The organism is Anaerolineales bacterium (assembly GCA_016928575.1).
In the GTDB taxonomy this organism is placed as follows: domain Bacteria; phylum Chloroflexota; class Anaerolineae; order Anaerolineales; family RBG-16-64-43; genus JAFGKK01.
This window is the reverse complement of the sequence record JAFGKK010000120.1, coordinates 23,968-36,269: the sequence shown is the minus strand read 5'-3', so window position 1 is coordinate 36,269 and position 12,302 is coordinate 23,968. Positions and strand designations below refer to the sequence as shown.

General features: G+C 63.6%; 11 protein-coding genes. 5 read left to right on the top strand and 6 right to left on the bottom strand.

The window, feature by feature from the left end:
* Positions 1-167: 167 nt before the first annotated feature.
* The 3 genes from JW929_14495 to JW929_14485 form a co-directional block, all read right to left on the bottom strand.
* Positions 168-2,639, bottom strand: a complete 2,472-nt coding sequence (locus JW929_14495) for a S8 family serine peptidase (protein MBN1440614.1) — start codon at positions 2,637-2,639, stop codon at positions 168-170.
* A 15-nt stretch (positions 2,640-2,654) separates the two neighbouring features.
* On the bottom strand, positions 2,655-3,968 hold the full coding sequence (locus JW929_14490) for a hypothetical protein (protein ID MBN1440613.1): 1,314 nt from the start codon (positions 3,966-3,968) through the stop codon (positions 2,655-2,657).
* Positions 3,969-4,162: 194 nt separating this feature from the next.
* A complete protein-coding gene (locus tag JW929_14485) occupies positions 4,163-4,447 on the bottom strand; it encodes a DUF503 domain-containing protein (GenBank protein ID MBN1440612.1) in 285 nt (94 codons plus the stop codon).
* Between the two features lie 151 nt (positions 4,448-4,598).
* On the opposite strand from JW929_14485, the gene trxB reads away from it, so the two are divergent.
* From trxB to JW929_14470, 3 genes are all read left to right on the top strand, one after another.
* Positions 4,599-5,549, top strand: a complete 951-nt coding sequence (gene trxB, locus JW929_14480) for a thioredoxin-disulfide reductase (GenBank protein MBN1440611.1) — start codon at positions 4,599-4,601, stop codon at positions 5,547-5,549.
* 576 nt (positions 5,550-6,125) lie between these two features.
* Positions 6,126-6,338, top strand: coding sequence for a cold-shock protein (locus tag JW929_14475; GenBank protein ID MBN1440610.1), 213 nt, complete (start codon positions 6,126-6,128; stop codon positions 6,336-6,338).
* A 391-nt stretch (positions 6,339-6,729) separates the two neighbouring features.
* Entirely contained in the window at positions 6,730-8,112 is a 1,383-nt protein-coding gene (locus JW929_14470) for a hypothetical protein (GenBank protein ID MBN1440609.1), read from the top strand.
* A 196-nt stretch (positions 8,113-8,308) separates the two neighbouring features.
* Here JW929_14470 and JW929_14465 read toward each other — a convergent pair whose 3' ends face one another.
* The 3 genes from JW929_14465 to JW929_14455 form a co-directional block, all read right to left on the bottom strand.
* On the bottom strand, positions 8,309-8,641 hold the full coding sequence (locus tag JW929_14465) for a hypothetical protein (protein ID MBN1440608.1): 333 nt from the start codon (positions 8,639-8,641) through the stop codon (positions 8,309-8,311).
* Positions 8,634-9,887, bottom strand: a complete 1,254-nt coding sequence (locus tag JW929_14460; protein MBN1440607.1) for a site-2 protease family protein — start codon at positions 9,885-9,887, stop codon at positions 8,634-8,636. Before JW929_14460 ends, JW929_14465 begins: the two co-directional genes overlap by 8 nt.
* Positions 9,888-9,951: 64 nt before the next feature.
* Complete coding sequence (locus tag JW929_14455) at positions 9,952-10,788, bottom strand: hypothetical protein (protein MBN1440606.1); 837 nt, start codon at positions 10,786-10,788, stop codon at positions 9,952-9,954.
* Positions 10,789-10,906: 118 nt separating this feature from the next.
* Here JW929_14455 and JW929_14450 point away from each other — a divergent pair, with 118 nt between their 5' ends.
* Together JW929_14450 and JW929_14445 are read left to right on the top strand one after the other, a co-directional pair.
* The gene (locus tag JW929_14450) at positions 10,907-11,572 is read left to right on the top strand and encodes an MBL fold metallo-hydrolase (protein MBN1440605.1); all 666 of its coding nucleotides are present in this window, start codon (positions 10,907-10,909) and stop codon (positions 11,570-11,572) included.
* The gene (locus JW929_14445) at positions 11,569-11,874 is read left to right on the top strand and encodes a hypothetical protein (protein ID MBN1440604.1); all 306 of its coding nucleotides are present in this window, start codon (positions 11,569-11,571) and stop codon (positions 11,872-11,874) included. The genes JW929_14450 and JW929_14445 overlap by 4 nt, the downstream gene beginning before the upstream one ends.
* The last annotated feature ends 428 nt before the right edge of the window (positions 11,875-12,302 follow it).

Genomic DNA, 12,302 nt, shown 5'->3' with positions numbered 1-12,302 from the left:
GTTCTCTTTTGCGAACCGCCGGATGCGGACCCGCATGTCCGGTGGTGTGAGAGGGAGCGGCCAGTCACCGCTCCCTACTCGATTTGAGTAATTTTACCGATGCCTGTATCAGGCTAAGCAGTCAGCATATTTTTTTGCCTTTTCCGCCGTGTGCGGCCAATGGCGTTCTAGGATAATACTTTGCTGAACGCCGTATCCACCCGCAGCATCCCGTATCCGTAGCTGTTGTTGGGGATCCCCGATTTGGTATCCGCGCCGCACAGGCATTCCGTCCCCCGGCTTTCCAGAAAGCCGCAGAATTGTCCGGCCGCCACCGGATGGGCCGAGCTGCGCAGGATTTCCTCCGTGCGCTCGATCTGCCCGACGAGCTCGGGGAAGGCCGACCACAACAGCGCGACCGCCCCGGTTACGTGCGGCGCGGCGATCGAAGTTCCGGCGGAGATGCTGTACAGGCCGCCGGGGATGCAGGAGCGGACCATCCAGCCGGGGGCGGTGATATCGGGCTTGACGAGGCTCCCGGAGGGCCCGCGGCTGGAGAAGAAAGCCAGCGAATCGTTTTCGTCGCTGGCTCCGACGGTGAAGACGTCGCCCGAGTTGGCCGGCGGGTCGCCGGCGGTGGCGCAGGCGGGGCCTTCGTTGCCGGCTGCGGCGACCATCATGATGCCCGCCAGGCGCAGGTTGCGCAAGGCCGCCGCGAGCGTATCGGCGCCGCAGCCTTCCCGCGCCGGACAGCTCCAGGAATTGTTGACCACGTGCGGCGCGAGGTCCGGACGCCCGTCGCGGAACGGATCGCCCCCGTGCGGGAAGGGCGCCAGGAAAAATTCCATGCAGGAGAGGTACTTTCCCGGATTGCCCAGCCCGTAGCGCATGTTGCGGCAGGCGATCCACTGCGCGCCGGGCGCCATCCCGATTTGGTTCTCCTCCCCGTCCCGCCCGACCGCCGTTCCCAGCGTATAGGTGCCGTGGCCCAGGTCGTCCCACGGCGCGGCGGAATCGTCCCACGGATCGTACCAGTGGTAATCGTGCGCGGCCGCACCATTGCTCCAGCCGCGGTAATTCGATTGCAGCGCCGGGTGAGTCCAATCCACGCCGGTGTCGGCTCCGGCGACGACGATCCCGCGGCCGTCGGCGCCGGCCTGCCACACCAGCGGCGCTCCGGTGGCGGTGATGTTCCATTCGATCCCCTGTCCGGGAATGGGAAGGACAAGCAGATCCATGGTTTCGTTGTAGTTCACCGTCCGCACATTCGGATTGACGATGACTTCCCGGACCTCGGGCCGCGAGGCGAAGGCCGTCATCCCATCGGCGCGGCCGTAGACCTCGATCAGGTTGATGAGGTAATGCGGCTGATAACGCGCCCCCAGCCGCTCGAGCTCGGCCCGCAGGGGAGCCTGCGTGGTTTCCGCGGTTTCGGCCAGAGTCCGGTAGACGTATTCGATGCGCTGCCCCCTGTCCGCGATGGAGGCCGCCGCCGAGACGTCGGCTTGTTCGCGAAGGATAATCAGGAAGCCGTCCTCGGTGAAGCCGGGATTCCCTTTGGCCGCGTACCCGGCGGCCGAGCCGGCCAGGGCGAGGAAGGCGAACCCGGCCGATACCGAAAGGCGGAGGGGCGGCGGTTGGCGCTTAAGGATCCGGCCGCCGAGGATGCGGACGAGGGCGAAGGCGATCCCGGTCAGGTAAACCAATCCGACGCTCTCCAGCGCCGCCGGATGCGGGAGCGAGAATTCCATCCGCGGATCCACCCAGCCCGGGAATCCGAACTCGAAAGCAGTGTGGACCAGGATCGCGCTCCCCAGTGATCCGCGCACGGCCAGCTCGGTGGCCAACACGCCGACGGCGACGGTGTTGAACAGGCGCAGGGCGGAGATCCAATCCCCTTGGGGCAGAATGTATCCGGTCTGCATCGCCAGGCCGATCAAGATGCCCAGCAGAAAGCCGAGGCGCGGCCGGCCGGCGGCGCGCGCGATCAGCGCGGCCACGACGCCCCGCAGGAGGAGCTCCTCGCCGACTCCGTAGGCTAGAGCGGTGACGAGCGCGGAAAGGGTCTCCCGGACCGTTCCCAGCGCGCCTTGAATCATCCAGGGCAGGAGCAGGATGGCGGCGGCGCCGAGCGCCAGCGGGAGCGTGGAGGCATGGCGCCGCGCAAAAGACGCGGGCGCCAGGGAAGAGAGCGGGCGGAAAATCCATCCCAGAGCGGGCGCCGCCAGGAGGAGCCGCAAGAGGAACGGCCAAACCGACTGTTCCGGAAACGGCAGGCCGGCGAGCCCCCAGCCCAGCAGGTAGAAAGCGGTGAGCAGAAGGCCGCCGGTGGCCGCGTGCTCCGTCTCCCAGCCTGGGCGGCGGTGGGTCATCCGCCAGACCGGGAAAATCACGCAGGCTTCCAGGAAGAAAGCCGCCAGGCAGAGGATCAAGCCGGTCAAACCCGCCGGAAGAGAGCCGGCTTGCGGGACCAGACTGAAGAATGCGAAGCTTCCGGGGATGAAGCCGAACGCGAGCATTCCGCCCAGCAGGGCGAGCACGGGAGCCGCCGCCAGCCAGGCGGCCAGCAGGGAGCCGAGCAAAACGGCGCGCCAAAGACCGCGCGGCCGTTCGGAGCCGGAAGAGGGAAAAGCGTCGTTGGGGGCGGTGGCAGATGTCATCGGCGGTCGCTCCGGTTATCCTTCGGCGGATCGGATTTCCTGGCGGTACGCGCAACCGACGGCCGTGAACTCGCCGGCGGCGAGGTTCTTGTACTGCGCCTGGTTGAGGGTCCGGATAAGCTCGACGGGCGACAGCCCGGCGGGAGTCTGTTCGTAGTCCAAATAGGCGAAGAAGTATCCGGACCAAAAAAACGAAAGATACGCGAACCCTTTGGCGCGCGCCATTCGGACCATCATCCGGATGAAAAGGATATCGAGCGGTTGCCAAAAACTAAACACGTCGCGCGCGTACAGCGACGCATACGAAGCCCCGTAAACCAGTTCCTCGGGCAAGGCTTTGTACAACCAGCTTTCTCCGACGACGACCTTCCGGCCCGCGGCCGCCGCCAGATGGGCGGATTGCAGCACGACGTCGAGGAAATCCGTTGCCGGCCCGGCGATCGGATAGATATGGGTGTCGAGGAAATCCAGCCCTTCGGTTTGCAGGAACGCGTCCCGGTAGGCCGGATCCTCCCAGCTTCCCGTTCCTCCGCCCAATTGCAGACCCTCCAGGCCGCCGATCTCGGCGACGGCCGAATTCAGGAACCGGCGGTAGTCCTCCGGCGTAAACTCCAACCCGGTGAGCAATTGTTCGGTTTCGGGTTCGTTGCCCAACGAGAGAAAATCCGGACGGATTTCCAAAGCGATCAGCGTCAATTGCCGTTTCCGGTCGCTGAAATATTCCTCCGCGGTCAGGCCCGACCAGTCGATTTGCAGTTTCGAGTATTGCGGATCGGGGAACGCCGGTCCCGTTTCCGCCATCACCTTCAAGCCGCGGCGGTGCGCCTCTTCGACGACTTGACGGAAAAATTCCAGATAACTGAAATTGTCCAGCTCGGGTGAAGTCAGCAGCGGATCCGAGACCTGAATGGAGACCCCGGTGACCCCGATCGTTTGAAGCCGATCGAGATAAAGGTTCACCGCCGGAAGCGCGTTGGGTTGCAGCAGCGCGTCGCCGCGGTTCCCGTTGGCGGGGATCAACTCAGCCCCGAAATAAGGCTCGGAACCGGACGATTCCGGCAGGGCGGCCAGGGTGTCGAGTTTCTCCGTCAGGCGCGCTTCGAGAGAAGCGTACGTGGCTTGATACTCCGACGGCACCGGTCCGGTTACTTCCTCCGAACAGGATATCGTTCCGGAAGAGTCGGCTGAGGCGGAGAGCGCCCCCGTCGGCGTCGACCCCCGCGCCGTCGGGGTCTCCGGCGGAGGATTCGTGCGGGTTTGGGCGCAGGAGAGCGTCAGGATGAGGGCGACGAACCAAACGGACCGGATCCGCGATGGACGGATATCCATTGAGCCTACTCGTCGTCATGCAATATCAGATTTCCGCATTCCATCGATTACCGTACCGCCGGAACGGTCCGCACGCACCGTCTGATTTTCCTGGGGAAAGCCGTGTTCGCGATGCCTGCGGTGGAGGGCCGGTACTCAGGCAAACCTCCGCCTACCCCTTCAATGAAAATCCTCCACGGCAAACTCCGTCCCCATCACCGCGGCTCGAAATGCGTATCGCGGATTTCCAGGTCCGGGCGGTGGGTTTCGATCCAATGCAGGGCGGACCGGAGGACGCGGTCGTTGTGGCCCGGATCGGTGCTGACGGCGACGCACCCGACGGTCGCCAAATCCCGCGAATCCTGACGGGCGATTTCCGCGGCCGCCAGGCCGAATTGGCTTTTCAACTTGGCCATCAGCGGCTGGATCCGGCCGCGTTTTTCCTTCAACGATTTGCTGCCGGGAACGCCGAGTTCCAAAACGCAGGCGGTGATGTGCATGGAGGGATTCTGTCACCGCTTGGCCGGAGGGTCAAGCCGCCGGAAGGGGTGAATTTTCCAGCCGGACTTCGGTATAATCACGATCGCAATTCCGGCGGCAGGCTCGGCAAACACGGAAAGCGCGCCGCCGGGACGGCTTCGGGAGGAACGGATGAACACGACGGGAAGCGGAAAAACCGGCGGCGACCGGGAGATCGTCATCCTCGGAAGCGGTCCAGCGGGATTGGCGGCGGCGGTTTATGCCGCACGCGCCGACCGGAACCCGCTGGTGCTGGCCGGCCCAGATCCGGGCGGGCAGGTTGCGCTGACCTACACGATCGAGAATTACCCCGGTTTTCCGGACGGAGTCCAGGGGCCGGATTTGTTTGAGCTGTTCCGGAAGCAAGCCGAACGGTTCGGCGCGGAGGTCGATTTTTCCTCCGCCACGGAGGTGGATCTGACGGCCCGCCCGTTCCGCGTCACGGCCGATTCGGGGCTCCACCGCGCCAGGGCGCTGATCATCGCCACCGGGGCCAGCCCGCGCCGGCTGGGAATCCCCGGCGAAAAGGAGTTCAGCGGCAAGGGGGTTTCCTATTGCGCCACCTGCGATGGCGCCTTTTTCCGAGGGAAAAACGTGCTGGTGGTCGGCGGCGGAGACAGCGCCCTCGAAGAGGGGATCTTCCTCACCCGCTTCGCCTCGCAGGTGACGGTCATCCACCGGCGCAACGAACTCCGCGCCGGAAAAATCCTCCGCGACCGGGCGGAGCAGAATCCGAAAATCCGTTTTCTGTTGGAGAGGGTGGTCGAAGAGATCCGCGGGCCGGACCGCGTCCAGAGCGTCGCGCTGCGCAGCACCGCCACCGGCCGGACCGAAACCCTGCCGGCCGACGGCGTGTTCATCTTCATCGGCCACGATCCGAATACCGCGCTCTTCCGGGGGAAACTGGCTATGGACGAGAAGGGCTATGTGAAGGTGGACGAACGGATGCGGACCGGAATCGAGGGCGTTTACGCCGCGGGCGAGGCGGCGGACCCGGATTTTCGGCAGGTGGCGACCTCCGCCGGGATGGGGGTGGCGGCGGCGATCTCCGCCGAGCGCTGGCTGGCAGAAAATCCGGCCTAACCTTGTCTCCCGAAAAATCCTTCCAATAATCTATTGGTTTAAAGGGCTGTCTGGAGAGTGGAAGAACGATTTTTCCTTTGGAATCTCGCCTTTCAGACGCGTCGTCATTGCCGCGTGTTTTTAGCGGGAATCCAGGGATTGGGAGGCGAAAATCCCCGCCAGATACCCCCTGCTTCGCAGGGCAGGCGCGGGCATGACACCCCCACAATCCTGTAGATATTCAACGGATTAAACGAGACAAGATACTTGCGGGAAGCGGAAAATGCAGGTCAAGCCCCGCCCGACGGACTTTCCGGGGCGGGCCCGGGCGCCTTTTGTGCATCTTCCGCCATCCTGTTTTCCCTCTATTCTATCCGTTCCCTACGGATCGTCCGTTGCGCCCTCCGTGAAGGTCCTCTTGACAGACATTCCAGACTATGCTATTCTTTGACGTTGTAGGATACCAGTTGGTTCACGTTGGAAGCAGAAACGCCAGTGGCTCACGGTCTATCCGTGAGCCGCTTTTTGTTCCAGCTTCTCCGATGGAACAGATGGAAGTCCTACCACAGTAGTTTTTGCCAAAAGGAGGCAAATACAATGTCTGAGCGCATCACCGGCACGGTCAAGTGGTTCAACGGCGGGAAAGGCTACGGCTTTATTTCCCGGGAAGGCGGCGAGGATGTGTTCGTGCACTTCTCCGCCATTCAAGGCGAAGGTTATCGGAACCTTGAAGAAGGCCAGAAGGTCGAATTCTCCGTTGAAAAGGGACCCAAGGGTTTGCAGGCTTCCAACGTCGTTGTGGTTAAGTAATCACACACCTGTCAATCCGAAAAGCCCCGGCGGGCAACCGCCGGGGCTTTTTCTTTTGGGAATGCAACGCCCTTCGAGGGTACAGCCGATGGCAAACGATTCCCGCAATTCATTGCCCATCATGGGCGAGGCGGCGGCTCCTTGGGAGTGAGGAGCGGTATATGGGCACGAAACCGATACCAAAAGGAGAATGGGGAAAATTCCGCAGGTGTTCCGCCCAGGCGCGGCCGGAAAGTTGGCCGATCGCGCATCCAGCGGATAAAATGCATTGGGCATTTACGAACCGCTTTCACGGGGAGATAAAATCATGAGACGGAAAATGTTCTCCTTATGGATCTTGTTTGCCGCTTCCGTTGCATGCAACTTTTCATCCGGGATCCGGAGGACCGGTTTGCCGGCCGCCACGCCGGAAAGCCGGACGGCCGCAGGATCCCGGCCGGCTCCGGCGGCCTCCAACCTGCCGTCGGCGGACCTGGTTAGTCCCGCCGATCTTGTTTATCTCGGAGCTTTCCGTCTGCCCGGGGGGGATGCGCCGCCGAAAACCTTCGCCTACGGCGGAAATGCCATGACCTTCAATCCCGACGGTGATCCCCAGGGCGTCGACTCCTTTCCCGGTTCGCTGTTTGTCATGGGGCACGACCGCCAGGCGTGGGGATCCTTGCCGGACGGGAACCAGGTGGCTGAGATCGGCATTCCCCGGCCGGCGATCGCCGCCGATCCGCAGGATCTGCCGGCCGCCGTTTTTCTCCAAGATTTTTCCGACGTGGCCGCCGGGCGTTTCACCGGCCTCGAGGAAATTCCGAAGGTCGGGATGCAGTACCTGAACCATCCGGACACCGGGCCCAAGATCCATCTGGCGTGGGGCCAACACCTTCAGCCGATGGACGCCCCTTCGCATGCCTGGTTCGAGCCCGATCTCGCCGATCCGGATCTGCAAGGGGTCTGGTTCATCGGCGATGAAAACCTCTACAGCGTCAACGGGTATCTGTTCGAAATCCCCGCCGCTTGGGCGGACGTGCACGCTTCCGGATGTTCCCTCGCCACCGGGCGGATGCGGGACGGCGGGCAGGGCGGGATGGGACCGGCGCTGTTCGCCTACCGGCCGTGGCTGGAGGGCGGCGCGGCGCCCGCCGACGGCGCGCGCCTGGCCGACACCGTTCTCCTGCTGTACGAGACCTCGGATGCGAGCGAGGCCATTGTCCGCTGCATGAACGGGTATCAGCATCCCGACGAATGGGAGGGCGGGGCGTGGCTGGACGCCCCTGGGGGTAAAACGGCGGTGATCTTCGCCGGAACGAAGAGCACCGGCGGGAAATATTGGTACGGTTACCGCCATCCGGCCGGCGCCGGGCTGGCGTGCGTGGATGCGGACGTTTCGGATTTTCCGACTTGCCGGCTGGCTGACGGCCGGATCTGTCCGCCGGAGGATTTTGCGGGCTGCTGCGACGCCGAAGAGGGGGAATGCATCAGCCAACGCGGCTGGTGGAGCACCCGGTTCGACGCCGAATTGATTTTCTACGATCCGGCGGATTTGGCCGGGGTCGCCGCCGGGGAAATGGAATCCTGGGAACCCCAGCCGTACGCGGCGCTCGATATCGATGAGTTTTTGTATTTCAACCCTTCCGGAACCGACGTGGAGATGATCGGCGAGGGCGATCAACGGCGCTGCCGCATCGGAGACGTCGCCTACGACCGGGCCAACGGATTGCTCTACGTCTTGGAGCAGTTCGCCGACGGCGCCAAACCCGTCGTCCACGTGTGGCGCGTGAATTAGGCGGCCGTAAAAGGCACAAAGAGTGCAAATTTTTTCGAGGAATCCATCCGGATTTCCATATCGGATTTGATTTTTCGCTCAGTTCGCCCAAAGCCCCTAGCCGGTCATCCATTTCCAGCGGGAAGGATGATAATGAAAAAAAGGTTTTATCCTCATGAACTCTTGGCGTTCTTCGCGCATTTGCGGTGAAAATGGGTTAATACCGCGGCACGCTCGGATCGGCGCGCAGGCTGTAGGCGTCCAATCCCCCGCGCAGGTGCATCAGGCGCGTGAAACCCCGCGCCGCCAGGTACATCACCGCGTGCAGGCTGCGGATGCCGTGATGGCAGTAAATCAGGATCTCCTCCTCCGGATCGATGGTCTGACTCCATTCGGTGATCTGCGCGGGGGAGTGCAGTTCGGCGCCGGGCAGGCGGCACAGCGCGAACTCCTCGGGCGGCCGGACGTCGATCAGCCGCGGCGTGCGGCCCTGCGCGATCAGGTCGCGCAGTTGTTCGGGGGTCAGGTCGCGGAAGGGTTCCTCAGGCACCGAACACCTGCAGGGGGATGGGGGTGAAGACTAAAAAGAAGAGGACCAAGCCGGTCAAAGCCAGGGCGCGGTGCCGGCGGCTCAGCGGGGTGATGGTATCGAGCGGCTCGGCATGAGTCCGCCCGAAGATGAAGACCAACACCACCCACAGGAACCATCCGGGCCAGAACCACCCAAGCAGGATCAGCCCGAATAGGATGACGGGCAGGAAGGCGCCGGTCCTTTTCCCCAGCAGGACGTAGAGCAGATGGCCGCCGTCGAGCTGGCCGGCCGGGATGAGGTTCAGCCCGGTGATCATCAACCCCGCCCAGGCGCCGAAGGCCAGCGGGTGGATGATCACGTCGACCCCCTCCATCGGAAAGGGGAAGCCGGTGAAAAAGGCCCGCAGGTAGAACAGCACGGGCGCTACGTCGAAGTGAGCGGGCGCCGGAAGCGGACGGCCGAACACCGCCCACTTGGCCAGCAGGTAGAGAATCGAATTTCCCTCGAGGGTGAATCCTTGGCAGGCTCCCAGAGCGGTGGGCAGGGCTTCGACCTTCGAGAGGGACAACCCGAGGAAGAGGAAGGGGAGGGCGACCAGGAAGCCCGCCAGCGGCCCGGCGATGCCGATCTCCGCCAGCGCGTTGCGGTTCTTCGGCGGCTCCTGCATCGAGATCACCGCGCCGAGCGTTCCGAACGGGCTAACGAGCGGCAGCGGGATGAAGAACGGCAGGGTGACGCGGGTTCCGTTGCGGCGTCCGGCGAGGTAGTGGCCGAATTCGTGCGAGGCCAGGACGGCCAGGAAGCTCAGGGCGAAGGGCAGGCCGGCGGCGAGGTGGGTGAAGCCCTCGCGGGTGAGGATCACGATCAGCTGCCACTGGTACCGCAACGCCTCGGCGAGGGTGGCCGGGGTTTCGCACGGCACGGCGGAGGCGGGCACCGAGTTGATCGCCGCGGTGTAGATCACGCTGGCGAGAGTCAACAGGCCGAGGACCAGATTGGTGCGCAGGCCGCCGCCGCCGCGGCGCGCGGGCAACCGGATCAGGAGGATCTCCTGCCGCCCGTTTTCCTCGCGCAGAAGGGGGGTTAAACCGAGCGGCTGGACGGAGCGGGCGAGCTGTTGGAAGGCCGCTTCGCTCTGGAGAGTCAGCCGCCCGCGGGCGCGGAAGACGAAGTTTTGCTTGGCTCCCCCCAGCATTGTTTCTTCCACCGCCATCACGCGGCCGACGATTTGGGAGAGGTTGTCGAAATCGGTCGATGGATTCACGCCCTGCACTCGCCCCGGCGGGAGCGGATCCGCTCCGCCGGCGGAAAAAGGTCCGCGCATTCTATCACGCCGGGATGGGCGATTCAATCCGCAGATCCTCGAGTTCGAGGGTTTGTTCCCGTTCCAAGGGGAGGACGCCGAAGCCGAATCCCTTCTCGGCCGAGGCGACGGCGTATTGGTTGTCGATCCACAACACCAAGCCGAGCGGGGGCGCGGGCGCCAGCCCCGAGCGGAGCGCCTCGGCTCCGTCGACGCAAAACCGGATTCCGGAGGCGGTCCATTCGAGGGCGTAGGCATGCCACACGGAGGGGTCGATTTCGAGGATTTTCTCCTCCGCCCGGTAGAACCGGCGCGCCAGCCGGAAAGCCCGGCGGCGGGTGGGCGGCAGGGCCACCAGCAAGATTCCGCCGGCGGCGAGGGGCGCCAGCAGGGGCGCAGGGAGGCGGCGGAAGGAAAGCACCTGTGCCTTCCAGCCCCAACCCGGCGCGCCGTCCGCCAGTGCCAGATCGTGGGGCGGGGATCCGTGGAAGAACCAGGCGCATTGCGGCGGAGCCGGAAGTTTGCGCGCGGCGCCGCCCATCCCCAGCGAGATTGAAAACGGATCGTTCCAAAAACCGAAGCCGTAGGTTCCCCGCGGCTCGGGGGGTGAGACCCGGGCGCGGACGGAAAGGCGCAGCGGCGGACTCCAACAAAAGGATCCGCGCGCGAGGGTTTGGGTGTCGTCCAGCTGTGCATCGGCGTACAGACGGGACGGGGGAAGGCGCAGGGTGATCCGCTCGGGGTCTGCCCCGGCCGATGACGGGCGGCGCAACACCCGCCCGCCGCCGATTTCGAGTGGCAGGAGCGGAGGCGGCTTGGCCGTCAAATCCGATACGGGTGGATTGCCCGAGACTGTATTCATGGGCGCCTGAAAACCTTCCCGCGGGCGCGAAACCCCATCCCCCCGCCATGACCGGCGGCGGTCGATGGTCCGCCGGCCGCTTCCATCGAGTATAATCCATACCCGCAGAGGAGTCCTCATGGAAATCGTGTGGTACGGCCTTTCCTGTTTCCGCCTGATGGAACGCGGCATGGCTTCGGTGGCGATCGATCCCTACGACGACAGCGTCGGATACGGGGGGTTGCGGCTGAAGGCGGACATCGTCTGCGTTTCGCACGACGCGCCGGGCCACAATTGCGTCGAGGCGGTGAAGGGCGAGAAACGAGTCATCACCGGGCCGGGCGAGTTCGAGATCGGCGGCGTTTTCATCACCGGCATCTCCACCCGGCACACGCCGGACGCCTCCGGGAAAAAGAAAAAAACCGAATCCAAAGACGCCAACACCCTCTACCTGATGGATTTCAACGGCCTGACGGTGGCCCACTTGGGCGATTTGGATTACATTCCCACCCAGCAGCAGATCGAGGCGCTGGGGGCGGTCGCCGTGGCCTTGGTGCCGGTCGGCGGCGGAGGCGGGTTAAACGCCTCGCAGGCGGCGGAGGTGATCAGCTTGCTCGAGCCGTCGATCGTCGTGCCGATGCATTACCGCACCCCTGAGGTCAGCCTGAAGCTGGATACGCTCCAAAAATTCGTCAAGGAAATGGGGCTGGCCTCTCCCAAACTCCAGGAATCGCTGAAGATCACCCGGACGGAGCTTCCGGAGGAAACCCACGTGGTGGTCTTGGATCACAAGCGAGGCGCATGACCGCGGTCAAACTGCTCATGACCTGGGACATCCTTCCGGGGCAGGCGCAGGAATATTTCGAATTCATTGTCCGCGAGTTCCTGCCGGGGATGCAGAAGCTCGGGGTGGAGCCGACCGATGCGTGGTACACCGCCTACGGCGACGGCCCGCAGATCACGGTGGGCGGAATCACTGCCGGCATGGAAGCGATGAACGAATTCCTCGCCTCGCGCGAGTGGCAGGATATCTCGGAAAAACTCATGAATTACGTGGAGAATTTCTCCTATAAAGTAGTCCGCGCCCGCAACGGCTTTCAGATGTAACTCTCCTGCGAAGCCGATCCCTCGTTTTTCCGCTTCCCGAAAAGGCCGCGTTCCGGACAAAAAAGCTTCGCGCCTTAATGGTTGGAGCGCGGCGATGCGGAACACATTTTAAGATCGCTGAAAAAGTCGTTCCGGAACGCTTTGCTTTGAGGGGATGGATATTTTCCATTCGTAAGAATCCCCTTTTTCCGGCGGTTTTTGCCCGGCGCAGCCGGGGATCGTATCCAAGCGCGGGGCTTTGGCCCGGCCGGGTAAGGTTTTTCGACGATCTCTTTTTTTTATCCGTTGCTTGATGCCGGTCGAAAAATCACCCAGAAACCACTAAGACGCTGGGGCACAACGGGACAGCTGGGTGAGGTGGCGCAGGTTCTTTTTGGCGCTGTAAGAGCTTGTCTGGATTCCAGTTACTAAGAGATGCAATTCAAGGA